At 71.6% G+C, this 14,994-nt stretch carries 14 protein-coding genes; 1 reads left to right on the forward strand and 13 read right to left on the reverse strand.

Going from position 1 to position 14,994, the window contains the following annotated elements:
• Positions 1 to 18: 18 nt before the first annotated feature.
• The 7 genes from LZP97_RS18920 to LZP97_RS18950 form a co-directional block, all read right to left on the reverse strand.
• Positions 19 to 2,220 (reverse strand): acyl-CoA dehydrogenase, encoded by a 2,202-nt coding sequence (locus LZP97_RS18920; RefSeq protein WP_048771402.1) that lies wholly within the window; start codon positions 2,218 to 2,220, stop codon positions 19 to 21.
• A gap of 3 nt (positions 2,221 to 2,223) precedes the next feature.
• A complete protein-coding gene (locus tag LZP97_RS18925; RefSeq protein ID WP_040269877.1) occupies positions 2,224 to 3,360 on the reverse strand; it encodes a steroid 3-ketoacyl-CoA thiolase in 1,137 nt (378 codons plus the stop codon).
• A gap of 118 nt (positions 3,361 to 3,478) precedes the next feature.
• On the reverse strand, positions 3,479 to 4,684 hold the full coding sequence (locus LZP97_RS18930; protein WP_017680086.1) for a DegT/DnrJ/EryC1/StrS family aminotransferase: 1,206 nt from the start codon (positions 4,682 to 4,684) through the stop codon (positions 3,479 to 3,481).
• 29 nt (positions 4,685 to 4,713) lie between these two features.
• Positions 4,714 to 5,913: a lipid-transfer protein gene (locus tag LZP97_RS18935; RefSeq protein WP_010594072.1), complete on the reverse strand. Its 1,200-nt coding sequence runs from the start codon at positions 5,911 to 5,913 to the stop codon at positions 4,714 to 4,716.
• Positions 5,910 to 6,320 (reverse strand): MaoC/PaaZ C-terminal domain-containing protein, encoded by a 411-nt coding sequence (locus LZP97_RS18940; protein ID WP_040269882.1) that lies wholly within the window; start codon positions 6,318 to 6,320, stop codon positions 5,910 to 5,912. Before LZP97_RS18940 ends, LZP97_RS18935 begins: the two co-directional genes overlap by 4 nt.
• Positions 6,317 to 6,727: a Zn-ribbon domain-containing OB-fold protein gene (locus LZP97_RS18945; protein ID WP_017680089.1), complete on the reverse strand. Its 411-nt coding sequence runs from the start codon at positions 6,725 to 6,727 to the stop codon at positions 6,317 to 6,319. The genes LZP97_RS18940 and LZP97_RS18945 overlap by 4 nt, the downstream gene beginning before the upstream one ends.
• Positions 6,727 to 7,290 (reverse strand): FAS1-like dehydratase domain-containing protein, encoded by a 564-nt coding sequence (locus LZP97_RS18950; RefSeq protein WP_010594075.1) that lies wholly within the window; start codon positions 7,288 to 7,290, stop codon positions 6,727 to 6,729. The genes LZP97_RS18945 and LZP97_RS18950 overlap by 1 nt, the downstream gene beginning before the upstream one ends.
• A gap of 140 nt (positions 7,291 to 7,430) precedes the next feature.
• Here LZP97_RS18950 and LZP97_RS18955 point away from each other — a divergent pair, with 140 nt between their 5' ends.
• Positions 7,431 to 8,009, forward strand: coding sequence for a TetR/AcrR family transcriptional regulator (locus tag LZP97_RS18955; RefSeq protein WP_010594076.1), 579 nt, complete (start codon positions 7,431 to 7,433; stop codon positions 8,007 to 8,009).
• Between the two features lie 22 nt (positions 8,010 to 8,031).
• Here LZP97_RS18955 and LZP97_RS18960 read toward each other — a convergent pair whose 3' ends face one another.
• Genes LZP97_RS18960 through LZP97_RS18985 form a run of 6 tightly spaced genes read right to left on the reverse strand, consistent with a single transcriptional unit; the run spans position 8,032 to position 14,943 of the window.
• Positions 8,032 to 9,237: a CoA transferase gene (locus LZP97_RS18960; RefSeq protein ID WP_048771401.1), complete on the reverse strand. Its 1,206-nt coding sequence runs from the start codon at positions 9,235 to 9,237 to the stop codon at positions 8,032 to 8,034.
• Positions 9,234 to 10,469: an acetyl-CoA C-acetyltransferase gene (locus tag LZP97_RS18965; protein ID WP_040269889.1), complete on the reverse strand. Its 1,236-nt coding sequence runs from the start codon at positions 10,467 to 10,469 to the stop codon at positions 9,234 to 9,236. The genes LZP97_RS18960 and LZP97_RS18965 overlap by 4 nt, the downstream gene beginning before the upstream one ends.
• A complete protein-coding gene (locus LZP97_RS18970; RefSeq protein ID WP_048771399.1) occupies positions 10,456 to 12,156 on the reverse strand; it encodes an AMP-binding protein in 1,701 nt (566 codons plus the stop codon). The genes LZP97_RS18965 and LZP97_RS18970 overlap by 14 nt, the downstream gene beginning before the upstream one ends.
• Entirely contained in the window at positions 12,153 to 13,010 is an 858-nt protein-coding gene (locus LZP97_RS18975) for an alpha/beta fold hydrolase (protein WP_048771396.1), read from the reverse strand. The genes LZP97_RS18970 and LZP97_RS18975 overlap by 4 nt, the downstream gene beginning before the upstream one ends.
• Entirely contained in the window at positions 13,007 to 13,750 is a 744-nt protein-coding gene (locus tag LZP97_RS18980) for a hypothetical protein (RefSeq protein ID WP_017680096.1), read from the reverse strand. The genes LZP97_RS18975 and LZP97_RS18980 overlap by 4 nt, the downstream gene beginning before the upstream one ends.
• Complete coding sequence (locus LZP97_RS18985; RefSeq protein WP_010594083.1) at positions 13,747 to 14,943, reverse strand: acyl-CoA dehydrogenase family protein; 1,197 nt, start codon at positions 14,941 to 14,943, stop codon at positions 13,747 to 13,749. Before LZP97_RS18985 ends, LZP97_RS18980 begins: the two co-directional genes overlap by 4 nt.
• Positions 14,944 to 14,994 lie beyond the last annotated feature (51 nt).

Raw genomic sequence — 14,994 nt, forward strand, 5'->3', positions numbered from 1 at the left:
GATGTGGTGTGGTCGGTGTCAGCGCGGCAGTCCCAGCACGCGACGGGCGATCACGTTCAGCTGGATCTCGATGGTGCCGCCGCCGAAGAGCACCGCGGGCAGACCGAGGTGGTCGAGCATGTGGCCGTCGTCGTCGGCGGCGCCGAGCGGACCGAGCAGCGAGACCAGTCCGCGCGAGCCGTCGCGTTGGGCGAGGGCGCTGAAGACCTTCTGCACGCTGATCTCCGCCCCGGCGTCGAGACCGGACAACCGGCGCAGCACGCTGCGCAGGTTCATCGCCGACAGGGCCATCTCACGGCCGGTGTTGCGGCCGAGGACGCGCAGTGCGTCGTCGCGGGCGGCGGCGTAGCGCCCCGACTCGACGACGTCGCGCACCCGCGCGGCCGCACCGTGCGCGAGCTGTGCGCCCATGCTGAGCCGTTCGTTGGCGAGGGTGGTCACCGCGAGGCGCCAGCCCTGCCCCGGTTCCGAGACCAGGCAGTCGTCGGGGACGAAGACGTCGTCGAAGAACACCTCGTTGAACTCCGCCCGCCCGGTCGCCTGTCGCAGTGGCCGCACGTCGAGCCCCTCGCTGCGCATGTCGACGAGGAAGTACGAGATGCCCTCGTGCTTGGGCGCCTCGGGATCGGTGCGCGCCAGGCAGATTCCCCAGTCCGCCTCGTGGGCCATCGAATTCCACACCTTCTGTCCGGTGAGGACCCAGCCGCCGTCCACCTTGCGGGCGCGGGTGGACAGCCCGGCGAGGTCCGAGCCGGCGCCCGGCTCGCTGAACAGCTGGCACCAGACGATCTCGCCGCGCAGGGTGGGAGTGACGAAACGCCGCTGCTGGTCCTCGGTGCCGTGCCGCAGCAGGGTGGGCAGGGCCCACTCGCCGATGACGGTGGTTGGTAGTTCGAGGCCGCGGCACGCGAATTCGTCCGCGATCACGGCCTGTTCGTGCGGTCCGGCCGCGAGGCCGTAGGGCCGGGGATAGTGCGGCGCGACGAGTCCGACCTCGGCGAGGCGGGCGCGACGTGCCCCGCCGCGTGCCGGCGCCCAGCCGTCGCTGCGCACCGCGTCGTCCGGCAGTGCCCGTACCTCGTCGAGGACGGCGCCGACCTGCGCACGCAGCTCCGGTAGCGCATCGGCTTCGACGAAGGAGAAGTCGCGCTCGCCCGACAGCGCGAGCTCACCGAGCCGGCGTGCCCAGACGTCCTCCGGGCCGGCGACGGAGGCGATCGACAGTGCCCGTCGCCAGTACAGGTGCGCGTCGTGTTCCCAGGTGAAGCCGATACCGCCGAGCAACGTGACGCATTCGAGCGCCACGTCGACGGCCGCCGGCACCGCCGTCAGCCCCGCCTGCGCTGCCGCGAGACGCTGCTGCTCCCGGTCCTGGCGCACCGAGCGGGCGGCGTCCCACGCCGCCGCGCGGGCGATCTCGCTGCGCACCAGCATCATCGCGGCCTTGTGCTGCACGGCCTGGAAACTGCCCACGGGGCGGCCGAACTGGTGACGGTTGCGGACGTGGTCGACGGCGGTGTCCAGTGCCCACGCCGCGATTCCGGCGGCCTCGGCGCCGAGCACCGTGTTGCCGATCAGCTGCACGTCGTCGTCGGCGATCGCCGGGAGCAGGTCCTCGGGTGTGATCGCCGCTGCGGACAGCCGCAGTCGTCCCACCGACCGGGTGAGGTCCACGCCGTCGGCGACCTCGACCTCCCCGGCCGCGGACGGCAACCGGAACCACACGGGCGCGCCGTGGGCGGTGGCGCGCACGATCACCTCGTCGGCGCCCGGCAACCCGAGCACCGGCTCGGAGACACCGGTGACCGTCCATCCCCGCCCCGACGCGGTCGCGACGAGGCCGGGGGTGGTGACGGCGGCGCCGGTCGCGCCCTCGGCGAACCGCCGCAGCAGGTCCGCGACGAGGCCCTCGGGCGGGAGGGTGGCGACCAACGCCCCGGCCAGTACGGTCGGCACCCACGGGCCGGGAACGAGGGCGCGGCCGAACTGCTCCGCCACGACCGCGAGTTCCGGCAGTCCCGCCCCACCGCCGCCGTGCTCCTCGGGCAGGTGCAGGGCGTGCAGGCCCTGCGTGACGCACGCATCCCAGATCTCCGGCCGCTTGCCCGCCGCCAGGTCGGCGAATGCGGCGCGGGTGCGTTCGATCGGGGCGTGACGACGGGCGAGGCCCGCGACGGAGTCGGCGAGGTCGCGGTGGTCGGCGTCGAGTGCGATCGTCATGGCCTACATCCGTTCCAGAATCATGCACGTCGTGGCGGCGGACGCGCAGATGGCGATCATCGCGACCTGCCGGTCCCGGCGTTCGAGCTCGTCGATCGCGGTGGCCAGCAACCGGATTCCCGTCGCGCCGGCCGGGTGGCCGAGGGCGATGGCACCGCCGCCGACGTTGAGCACGTCCGGGTCGACCTCGAGCACCTCGGCGAACGACATCGGCACCGCGGCGAAGGCTTCGTTGACCTCGAACAGGTCCACGTCGGCGACCGTCATCCCGGTGCGGTCGAGCAGCATCTGCGCCGCAGCCACCGGGCCGTCGAGCATGAACTCGGTGTCGCCGCCGATGACGCACTGCGCGAGCAGCCGGGCCCGCGGCGCCGCGCCGAGTTCTCGTGCCCTGTCCTCGGACATCAGGACCGCGGCGCTCGCCCCGTCGGACACCTGCGACGAGGTGCCGGCGGTGTGCAGGCCGCCCTCGATCGTGGGACGCAGCCGCGCGAGCGCCTCCGTGCTGGTCTCGCGCAGTCCCTGGTCCCGGGTGACGGTGCTGCTGCCGTCGTCGCCGGGGACGGCGACGGGGATGATCTGCCGGTCGAACCACCCGGCGTCCCAGGCGTCGCGCGCCCGTTGCTGCGACCTCAGGCCGAACGCGTCGAGGTCCTCGCGGGCGAAGCCGCGGTGCCGGGCGATGCGGTCGGCCGCGGTGTACTGGTCGGGGGTGTCCACCGACCACGACGCCGGTCGCGGGGTGCCGGCGCCGGTGCCGACCTTGTAGGTGAGCGGGACCCGCGACATCAGCTCGACGCCGCACGCCAGGCCGACCTCGAGGGTGCCGAGCGCGATCTGCCCGGCGACGAGATGCACCGCCTGCAGCGCGGTGCCGCACTGGGCGTCGATGGTGGTGGTCCCGGTGTGGGAGGGCAGGCCGGCGTGCATCCACGCGGTGCGGGTGATGTTGCCGAACTGCTCCCCGATCGGGGTGACACACCCGCCGACGGCCTGCTCGACGAGGGCGGCGTCGAGGCCGAGCCGGTCGAGCACGCCGCGTTGCGCGAGTCCGAGCAACTCGGCGGCGTGCAGGCCGGAGATCCAGCCGTCGCGCTTGCCGAAGGGGGTGCGTGCGGCGTCGACGATCACGGGTTTCATGCGGGTACCTCCGGTCGGGTCCACTGTCGGTTGTCGAGGCCGTGGATCTCGAGCCCTGATTCGTCGACCAGGCCGGGGCCGGCGGTGATCCGGCCGGTGAAACGGGACGGCACGACGGTCACCGCCACTTCGCGGCGAAGGCGTGGATCGCGCCGGTCACGCGGGTGACCTCCTCGTCGGAGAGCCCGTGACTCATGCCCAGCGTCATGCCGCGTTCGAACACCGCATCGGCCTCGGGCAGCCCCTCGTCGGGCACGCGGTGCTCGACGCCCGCCATCATGGGATGGCGGGTGATGTTGCCGCTCCACACGGTTCGGGTGTCGATGCCCTGCGCTTCGACGAACTCCTGCAGGTCACTGCGGGAGAACGGGGCGTCGGCGGAGACCGTGACGGGATAGCACAGCCAGGCGGTGTCGAGGCCGTCGGTTTCGACCGGCGTGCGGAAGAACTCGGGGTAGGCGCCGTATGCGGCGGTGAACTCCGCGAAGGTCTTGCGGCGCCGCTCGTAGTTCTGCGCGAGCTTGTTCAGCTGCACGACGCCGTAGGCGGCGCCGAGTTCGGACGGTTCGAAGTTCCACGGCAGCAGATCGAAGATGAAGTCGTTGTCGTAGTCGACCCCGTCCAGATCCTCCCGGAAGACGCGTCCACCCCCGTTGCCGAACAGGTTCGGCTCGGAGCGACGTCCCCAGCGGCGCAGCAGGAGTGCACGATCACGGGTCTGCTCGTCGTCCATCATGACCATGCCGCCGGTGCCGGCACACGTGATGATGTGGGCCATGGAGAAGCTGGTGACGCTCAGGTCGGCACGCGCGCCGGTGGGCGTGCCGTGCAGCCGGGCACCGAGGGTGTCGCAGGTGTCCTCGATCACCTTCAGGCCGTGCCGGTCGGCGACGGTCCGGATCGCGTCCCAGTCGGGGCAGTTGCCGGCGAGGTTCGGGACGAGCACGGCGCTGGTGCGGTCGGTGACCATCGCCTCGATCTTGGTGACGTCGACGTTGAACGTGTCCGGTTCGACGTCGACGAAGACCGGTACCAGGCCGGCGCGCACGAGGGGCGCGACGTCGGTGGAGAAGGTCAGCGGCGAGGTGATGACCTCGCTGCCCTTCGGCAGGTCGAGCAGCTCGACCGCGAGGTACAGGCCGGACGATCCGGAGTTGCACATCACGCCGTACTGCTTCCCGGACAACTCGGGGATGCGGCGTTCGAGCTCGAAGACGTTCTTGCCGATGCGCAGCCCCTGATGGCCGCTGCGCAGGACGTCGACCACCGCTCGGATTTCGTCCTCGCCGTGGGTGGCGCGGGCATAGGTGATGCGTTCGGTCATGTTCGGACTTTCTCTGGATGGGTGGTCGGTCAGTTGTCGGCGGAGAGCACGAGTGCGCTGTGCGGCACCGGGGAGCCGCCCGTGACCAGAACGTTCGACACGTCCTTGCCGGGCTGGTTCACCGACGTACCGCGGATCAGGCGCACGCCCTCGGCGATTCCGTTGACGCCGTGGATGTATCCCTCGCCGAGTTGTCCGCCGTGGGTGTTGACGGGCAGGCGGCCGTCGAGTTCGAGGTTGCCGTCCGCGATGAAGTCCTTGGCCTCGCCGCGGCCGCAGAACCCGTACTCCTCGAGTTGCAGCAGCACCATCGGGGTGAACGCGTCGTAGAGGATCGCGGCGTCGATGTCGTCCGGATCGATGCCGGCCTGATCCCACAGCTGCCGTGCCACCAGCTCGACCTCGGGCATCTCGTCGATGTCCTCGCGGTAGTAGCTGCTCATGGAGATCTGCTGGGGTCCGACGCCTTGCGCGGCGGCGGAGACGACGGCCGGCGGGTGCGGCAGGTCGCGGGCCCGCTCTGTGCTGACGATCACCAGGGCCTGGCCGCCGTCGCTCTCCTGGCAGCAGTCGAGGAGCCGCAGCGGGTCGGCGATCATCCGGGAGTTCTGGTGGTCGTCGAGGGTGATGGGCCGCTCGTAGAACCAGGCCCTGGGGTTGACGGCGGCGTGCTTGCGCGAGAGCACGGAGATGCGGCCGAAGTCGGCGCTGGTCGCCCCGTACTTGTGCATGTAGCGCCGGGCGAGGAACGCCTCCTGCTGGGCGGGGGTGAGCAACCCGTAGGGGTTGATCCAGTTGCGGTATTCCTGGTCGGTGTTGGCCGTGTAGGCGAACGGCGGCGGGCCGGCGCCGAACCGGGTGCCGGAGCGTTCGTTGAAGGCCCGGTAGACGACCACGACGTCGGCGACCCCACTGGCCACGGCGAGCGCCGCCTGCTGCACGGGTGCGCACGCGCCGCCGCCGCCGTGCGGGATGCGGCTGAAGAACGTCAGTTCGGGGATGCCGAGTGCCCGGGCGACCGCGATCTCGGGGTTGGTCTCCATCGTGAACAGCGCGAAGCCGTCCACCTCCTCGACGCCGATCTGCGCGTCCTCGAGCGCGGCGAGCACGCTCTCGCAGGCCAGCTGCCATTCGCTGCGCCCGGAGTTCTTGGAGAACTCGGTGGCGCCGATACCCGCGATCGCCGCCTTGCGGGCGAAACCCCCGCCGGGAATTGCCTTGCCGCTCATCGTGTCTGTCCTTCGTACGGTGCGACGGTGACCTCGGCGGTCACATGTGTTCCTCGGGCGTTGCGGCCGAGCACCTCGACGGTGACGGCGCCGGCGTCGACGCGGGTCACCGTCCCGGTCAGGCGCATGGTGTCGCCGGGAAAGTTGGGGACGCCCAGCCGCAGTGCGACGCGGCGGATGCGGGCGGCCGGCCCGGCCCAGTCGGTGATGTAGCGGTCGACGAATCCGTTCGTCGAGTTGATGCTCATGAAGATGTCGGGCGTGCCGCGCTTTTCGGCTGCACCCGGATCGTGGTGCACATCCTCGAAATCCTGGGAGGCGATCGCGGTGGCGACGATGGCGCTGCGGTCGAGCGGTAGGTCCAGTGCCGGCAGTTCGGTGCCGACGGACACGGTCGGCAGGCTCATGCGGCACCTCCGCCCGGAAGGCGCAGCTGCGGCAGGATTTCGCCGTGCGCGTGCTCGGCGAAGCCGACCTCGAGCTCCATGCCGATCCGCAGCCGGTCGTGCTCGACCCCGGCGATGTCGGCGACGATCCGGATGCCCTCCTCGAGGTCGATCAGCCCGACCGCGAGGGGATAGTCGAAGGACGGGTCCTTCGGGTGGTGGATCACGGTCCAGCTGTGCAGGGTGCCGCGGCGCGACGACTCGACGGTGTCCCACTTGAAGGAGCGGCACTTCGGACACGCCGGTCCCGGCGGATGCCGGAGTGCGCCGCAGTCGCTGCAGCGCTGGATCTCGAGCCTGCCCTCGCGGGCGGCTGCGAACCAGAACTCGTTGTCCTGGGTGATCGTCAACCTGGGAACGGCCGTCATCACGCCTCCTCGGTGGTGTTCGGGTCGAAGCGGAGCAACCGGAATCGCTCCTCGACGAGCAGGTCGCCGTGCTGGTTCTCGTAGCGCTTGTGCAGGGTGACGAAGCAGCCGCGGCCGAGGCCGGTGCGTTTGACCGGGGAGATCGACTCGATGGTGAAGTGCGCGGTGACGTGGTCGCCCGGGACGAGTTCGCGGTGGTAGTCCTGCTCGACGTTGGTGGCGACCACGGAGGTGAAGCCGTGCCGGTCCAGCAGAGTCATCAGCTCGGAGTAGGCGAAGTCCTCGGTCCGTCCTTCGGCGCGCAGCCGCTGCACCTCGCGCCAGCGCCGGTAGCCGGCCATCACCCACGTCGAGATCATCGCGGGCGGGCACACCACGTCCGGTCGTCCGGTCGCGCGGGCCGCGTCCCGGTCGACATAGACGGGGTTGTAGTCGTCGTGGGCCTCGACCCAGTTCCGGATCATCGCCTCGTCCACGGCGTACCGGGCCACCCGGGCGGGCTCGGCCACCCGCCCGACGTACTGCTCGAACTCCCGTTCCAACTCCTGTTCCAGCGTCGGCACGTCCGCACCACCTTTCTTGAGCAAGCGCTTGGTGCAGTACGGTAGGCGCGGATGCCCCGCCGGGACGGCCCGTTCCCACTCAGTTGGAACGGACGGCAGAAAACTCGAGCCGAACCGGCGAAACGGAAGGGAAATTGACCATGACGTCGGACCGACGCGACGAGATCATGCGGCTCGCGGCCGAACTCTTCGCAACCAAGGGGATCGCCCCCACGACGGTCCGTGACATCGGCGAACGCGCCGGAGTGTTCTCCGGCAGCCTGTACCACTTCTTCAGATCGAAGAATGCGATCGTCGCCGAGATCCTCAGCGGCTTCATGGCCGACATCGACCAGCGCTTCCGGCGCGTGGTGGAGACATCGACGAGCGCGCGCGAGACGGTGCGCGGCCTGATTCGGCAAACGCTCGCCGTGATCGAGGAACATCCCCATCCGACGGCGATCTACCAGCAGAACCGGCAATACCTGCGCGACAACGGCCTGCTCGACGTCGTCGACGCGCCGTCACGCACGGTGCGCGACTACTGGCTCACCGCCCTCGCCGCCGGTGTCGCCGACGGCAGCTTCCGCTCCGACATTCCCGCCGAGGTCTTCTACCGCACCGTGCGGGACACACTGTGGGCGAGCATGCACTGGCCGGGACGCGACGACTACACGACGGACGAGTTCACCGACCTGCTCGTCGCGCTGTTCTTCGGGGGCTTCGCGGAGGAGAAATGACGCCGTGTTCGCGGGCGTGGTGCTACGCCCCGTCGGGCCGGGCCGACGGCGCCGGCGTCCCCGCCTGGGCATCCAGGAGCGCGTCGATGCTGCCGGGTCCCAGCCCGAGTTCCGCCAGAACCTCGCGGGTGTGCTGCCCATGCTGGGGCGCCGGGCGCGCCCCGGTGTACGTCCCGTCCCAGCGCAACGGGGAACGCGCCGTCGGTACCGCACCGACGCCGGGCTGTTCGACGCGTTCGATCACGGCATACTCGCGGGCGGCCACCTCGTCCATGGTCCGGTACGGCGCCCACAGCACCCGGCTGCCGGACAGTTCCTTCTCGATCTCGGCGAGCGTGCGCGCCGCGAACCACGGACGCAGGATCGCGGTGATCTCGTCCCGCGCGGCGTAGCGGTCGCCCTCGTCGGCGAATCGCAGCCTGCGATGCCGTTCGAGTGCCGCGAACACCTCGGCGGTGCCGGTGACCTCGACGAGCCCCCGCCACTGGGCGGCGGTGAGGCCGACGACCATGACGGCACGGCCGTCGGCGGTGGCGAAATCCGAGCCGTAGCTGCCGTACAGCGCGTTGCCCTGCCGCTCCCGGCCGGACCCGCGTTCCTCCGCCTCGGCCAGCCAGCCCATGCTCGCGACCGCGGACACCGCGACGTCCTCCAGGGCGAGTTCGAGGTAGGCGCCCTCGCCCGTGCGATCCCGCCGCCGCAGCGCGGCGACGATGCCCAGGGCCGCCTGCACCCCGGTGATCAGGTCCCAGGCCGGGAGCACGTGGTTCACCGGGACCGTCCCGTCGACGGGTCCGCTCATCAGGGGCAGGCCGACCGCGGCGTTGACGGTGTAGTCCACCGCGGGCGAGCCGTCGGCGTTGCCGGCGATGTGCAGGTGGATCAGGTCGGGCCGCCGTGCGGCGAGCACGTCGTGCGCGAGCCAGGGCGTGCGGGCCGCGTTCTCGAGCACGATGCCCGCCTCGGCGATCAGGTCGGTGACGACGGCGCGGCCGTCCTCGCTGCGCAGATCCACCGCGACGGACCGCTTCGCCTGGTTCAGGCCCGTCCAGTACAGGCTCGCCCCCGACCCCGCGAGGGGCCAGCGACCACCGTCGACCGCGCCACCGAGCGGGTCCACACGGATCACGTCCGCGCCGAGCTCGGCGAGGATGCGCCCGGCGGTCGGTCCGGCGACGAAGCTGGACAGGTCGACGACGCGCACCCCGTCGAGCGGGCGCGTCGTCATGCCACCCTCTCGAAGATCGCCGTCAACCCCTGCCCACCGCCGATGCACATCGTCTCGAGTCCGTACCGCGCTCCGCGGCGGTCGAGTTCGCGCAGCAGCGTGGCGAGGATGCGCACGCCGGTCGCCCCGACCGGGTGACCGAGCGAGATTCCCGAGCCGTTGACGTTGGTCCGCTCGAAATCGGCTGCCGTGAAGCCCCACTCGCGGGTCACCGCCAGCGCCTGCGCCGCGAACGCCTCGTTGAGTTCGATCAGGTCGATGTCGGCGAGCGTGAGACCGGCCCGCTTCAGGGCCTTCTCGGTCGAGGGCACCGGTCCGATGCCCATCTCGGCCGGTGCGACACCGGCCACCGCCCACGTGACCAGCCGGCCCAGCGGTCGCAGGCCGAGCCGCTCCGCATGGGCGCGGGTCGTGACGAGACACGCTGCGGCACCGTCGTTCTGACCGCTGGCGTTACCTGCGGTCACCGTCGCCTCCGGGTCCTGCGCCGCCATGATCGGCCGGAGCCTGGCGAGGGTGTCGACGGTGGTGTCGGCCCGCGGGTGCTCGTCCCGGTCCACGACCCGGTCGTCACCCTTGCGCTGGGGCACGGACACCGGCACGATCTCCTCCGCGAACACCCCCGAGTCGATCGCCGCCACCGCACGCCGGTGCGACTCGACCGCCAGCTCGTCCTGTTCGCGACGACCGATCCCGTACCTGCGGCGCAGATTCTCCGCGGTCTCGAGCATCCCGCCGGGCACGGGATGGTTGCGTCCGCCGGCGGTGACACGGCCACGGGCGAGCCGGTCGTGCAGCGCGGCCGGCGCGCCCTTGGCGCCCCACCGCATCGATTCGGTGTAGTACTCGGCACGGCTCATGGATTCGACGCCGCCGGCGATCACGACGTCGGCCACGCCCGTCTGCACGCGCATCGCGGCGTCGAGCACGGCCTGCAGCCCGGAGCCGCACCGCCGGTCGAGCTGCAGGCCCGGCACCGTCACCGGCAGGCCCGCGTCGAGCGCGACGACGCGGCCGATCGCGGGGGCCTCCCCGTTGGGGTAGCACTGGCCGAAGATCACGTCGTCCACCGACTCGGGGTCGATCCCGGTGCGGGACAGCAGTTCCGAGATCACCCCGGCGGCGAGGTCGGTGGCGGGCACGTCGACGAACACCCCGCCGTACCGCCCGACGGGCGTGCGCAGGGGTTCGCAGATCACCACGTCGTTGGCGGTCGCGTCAGTTGTGGTCATTTCGGAAATCCCTCTCCCGATCGGTCCAGTCCTGCGCCCACTCGCGCAGCTCCACGGCACGGATCTTGGTGCCGTTGCCGCCCACCGTCGTGGGCATCGCCTCGATGACGTGAATCGCCGTGGGCACCTTGAACGCGGCGAGTGTGTCGGCACACCAGGCCTTCAGCGATGCCGCATCGAAGTCGGCCGGGGCGTCGTCGGCGGGGACGACGAAGCCCACGGCCCGGGTGTAGCCGCCGTCGCCGGTGATGCCGACGACCTTGGCCGTCCGTACCCCGGGATGCTCGGCCAGCCGGTGCTCGATCTCGGCCGGGTCCACGAGAAATCCCCGCAGCCGCAGCACGTCTCCCATCCGGCACACGTAGGTGCAGCCGCCGTCGCCGGTCGCGACAGCGAGATCGCCGCTGCGGAACCAGCCGTCGGCGGTGAACGCGCGCGCCGCGGCGTCCGGGTTGCCGAGGTACGCGTCGACGACGTTGGGGCCGCGCAGTTGCAGCTCGCCCTGCTCGCCGTCCGGCAGCACCCGGTCGTCGAGCGGGTCGGCGATACGCACCCGGATCGCCGGATCGACCGGCCGGCCGCCGCCGTTCCAGCGCACCGACTCCGGGTCGGAGTCCGACCAGAGCAGGGTCAGCGCGAACACCTCGGACGAGCCGAACACCCCCGAGGTGTGGGCGGCGAACTCGTCGCGGGCCCAGCGGGCGATCTCGTGGGAACGGCCGAGGAAGTCGGCGATGCCGAGCCACTTCAGCGCGGACAGGTCGGCCCGCACCTCGCCGTGCCACGTGTCGTACAGGCGTCCGAACAGGTCGTCGCCGCCGACCACGTGCGTCACGTGCAGGTGCTCCATGCGGCGCAGCGTCGCCGCCGCGTCGAAGACCGGCTCCATGAGCAGCGTGGCGCCCCCGGCGAGGGCGGCCATCGCGGTGCTGTAGCCGAACACGCCGGACACCGGCAGCACGCACAGCGCGACGTCGCCGGGGGCGACCCGCATGATCGCGGCGTCCGCGCGGGCGTGCCGCACCACCGCGGAGTCCCGGTGCGCCGCGAGCTTCGGGGTGCCGGTGGAGCCGGAGGTGGTGAACGCGACGGCCAGCGGATCCGCCGGATCGTCCTCCGTCCCGGCCGGGGTGGGCACGGCGGTGTCCGGGGTGTCCGGGACGCGCACCCCGCGGGTGTCGCCGCTGCCCGCCCACCAGGAGCCCGCGCCGAGATCGAATCCGGTCGGATCGCCGGCGTCGGTGCCGGGGCCGCCCACGACGGCGACCGCGGGGGGCGGCACCGCCGCGGTGCCCGCCGCGTCGCGCAGGGCGCCGAACAGGTCGAGCCCGTGGAAACCGGCCGCGACGGCCACGACCGCGGGCCGCGCGGCCGTGAGGATGTGGGCCACCTCCCCGGTGTTGTAGCGGGTGTTGACCCCGATGACGTGGGCGCCGAGCGCGGCGGCCGCGAACTGCCAGACGAGCGCGTCGGACCAGTTGGGGAGCAGGACGGCGACGCACCGGCCGCGCTCGACGCCGGCGGCCTCGAGTTCGGACCGCAGTGCCTGCGCGCGGCGGCGCAGCTCGGCCCGGCTGCAGGGCAGCAGCCGGCCGTCGGCGACGTCGTAGGTGGCCACGGCGTCCGGATCGGCGGCGACGAGGTCGTCGAGGAAGACGGCGAGCCCCGCGGTGGTCGTGGCGGTCACGACAGCACCTCCGCGGGGGCGGCACGCAGCTCGGTGAGCCAGGAATCGGCGAGCGCGGCGAAGTCGTCGACCTCCTCCATCGGGTAGTGGCCGATGCCGTCGAGCCGGGTGAACCGTGCGCGGCCGGGCGAGATCTCGTTGATCCGGTCGGCGAGGTCCGCGACGGCGTCCGGCTCGAGCCACGGGTCGTCCGAGCCGACGACGAGGTGCAGGGGGCAGGTCAACTGCGACAGCCGGTCGCGGACGTCGTGGGTGCCCCAGCCGATGAGGTCGGACGAGGAGATCTCCGGGTCCTCCCGCTTGTGCATGAGGGCGATCCGGTGCGCCGTCGCGACGGGTACCGAACGCCCGACGGAGGCGAGGGTGCCGAGGTAGGTCCGTTCGGCGCGCGACGGCCCGGCGACGTCCTCGAGTTCGCGCCGCAGACCGGCGACGTTGACCCGGCCCGGAGCGGCCTCGGCCTCCATCGCGACGGCGCCGGCGAGCGGCCGCTCGGGCCGGGTGGCGAGCTCGAGGGTCAGCTTGCCCCCGATGGAGCAGCCGAGCACGTACGGCCGGTGCACGTCGAGCGCGTCGAGCAGGGCGCCGAGCCAGTCGCCGTAGGTGGTGAGGCTGGTGACCGGTCCGGCCGGGGCCGGCTCGGAGCGGCCGTGGCCGGGCAGGTCGGGCACGAGGACGCGGTAGCCGCGGACGGCGAGGTCGCGGGCGACGTGCCGCCACTGCACTCCGCTCTGGCCGGCGGTGTGCAGGCACAGCACGGTGGGCAGCGTGTCGGCGGCGGGAGTCCCTTCGGGCGTGACGATCTCGACGAACCCGAGGGCTCCGTCGATGTCCAGGTAGCGGGCCTCGATCATGAGCGGGCCTTTCTCGCGACGGCACGGGCGTGGCCGATGATCAGGTTCAGCGGCTTGGTGAGCCGGAGGTACTCGTATCCGTCTCCGGTGGCGGAGAATTCGCCACCGATCGCGCGGCGCATGAAGTCGTCGCGCGCACCGAGGACCAGGTCGACCCACAGGTGGTCGGGTGCGACGAACGTGAAGGTGGCACCGTGCGGGGTGCGGCGGGTGACGTCGACGATGCGGCCACGGTAGATCCGCAGGTGCACCTCGCGGTCGCCGCTGCGCAGGCCGACGGTGCCGTCCCAGGTGGCCAGCGACGAGGCGAAGGCCGGATCGTCGGCGAGGCTGCCGCGCAACAACTCTCCCCACGCAGGGGTGCAGAAGTCGAGCTCGGTGGCGGTCGCGGCCGGCGAGTCGAGCTGCCAGGTCTCGGTCCCCTCCTCGCGGACGGCGCCGGTGGCGTCGAGCACACGGACGAACCGCTCGGCGGTGGCGCCCTCGACGCGGGTGACGACGGCCTCCGACCGGATCCGGTCCACCGCCGTGACCGGCGCGATCGCCGTCCAGCGCAGACGTGTGCGGTGCGCGGCCGGCACGCGCGGGGTGAGCAGCTCGGCGGCCACGGTTCCGAGGGCGAACGTTCCTGTGGGGAGGACGATTCCGGACTCGGAAAGCAGCTCGGAGGTCATCCGGACGGGAGCGGCGGTACGATCGCCGACGCGGACGGTGGGCGATGCGGTCACGGTGGTGCTCATGCGGTTTCCGGCCTTCCGAGCAGCTCGTCGGAGATGATGCGCATCTGGATCTCGCTGGTGCCTTCGAAGATCTTCGTCAGGCGGGCGTCGCGCCAGTGTCGTTCGACCTGGAAGTCGGTGGTGTAGCCGGCGCCGCCGTGGATCTGCACCGCCTCGCTGGTGACCTGCTCGGCCATCTCGGTGGCGACGAGCTTGCACATCGACGCCTCGAGCGAGCAGCGGCGTCCGGTGTCGATGTCGGTGGCGACGGAGTACATGAGCTGGCGGGCCGCCTCGATGTCGGCCGCCATCTTCGCGATCTTGAACCGCAGGTGCTGGAAGTCGCCGATGGGCCGGCCGAACTGACGCCGGGTGTGCACGTAGGCGATCGAGTCCTCGAGGGCCGCGCGGGCGAGGCCGATCGCGCGGGCGGCGGTGTGGGCGCGGCCGACCTCGAGCCCGGAGACGGCGAGGTAGAAGCCCTTTCCTTCCTCGCCGAGCATCTTGTCGGCGGGGATGCGGAAGTTGTCGAACGACAGTTCCCAGGTACTCCAGCCGAAGTAACCGATCTTGCGGACCTTGGTGCCCGAGATCCCCTCCGGGAAGACGCCGCGCTGCTTCTCGACGAGGAACGCGCTGATTCCCCGGTGCGGCTTGGCCGGATCCCTGTGCGGATCGGTGCGGGCGAACAGCACCAGGTAGTCGGCCTCGTCGGCGTAGGTGCACCACATCTTCGTGCCGTTGACGACCCATTCGTCGCCGTCGCGGACGGCCCGGCAGGAGATGTTGGCGACGTCGGAGCCGGCCTCCGCCTCGGACAGCGCGTACGCGCCGAGGTATTCGCCGCGGGCCACCTTCGGGAGCAGGGCTGCCTCCTGCGCGGGGGTGAAGCCGCCGCCCATGCCGTTACCGCGGGCGAGCAGCCCCGATACGCTCATCCAGGCCCGGGACAGTTCCTCGGCGACCAGGCAGTACTCGAACACGCCGAGGCCGAGGCCGCCGTGCTCCTCGGGGATCATGATGCCGAAGAACCCGATCTCGGCCATCTCCTTTTTCAGCGAGTCGGGGATGGTGCCCTGGACGGGGTCGAGTTCGTTGGCGACGGGCAGCACCTTCGTCATGGCGAAGTCGCGGGCGAGGTCGCGGATGGCGAGGCGCTCTTCGGTGAGGTACCGCGGGGTGTCGGTGCGCGGCTGCGACGGCCGGTGGGTCATTGGGGACTCCCTCGATGAACCAGAATCTGGTCATTAACGCTTGTTCACCCA

The sequence above is a fragment of the Rhodococcus sp. DMF-1 genome (assembly GCF_021441945.1).
GTDB lineage: Bacteria > Actinomycetota > Actinomycetes > Mycobacteriales > Mycobacteriaceae > Rhodococcus > Rhodococcus ruber.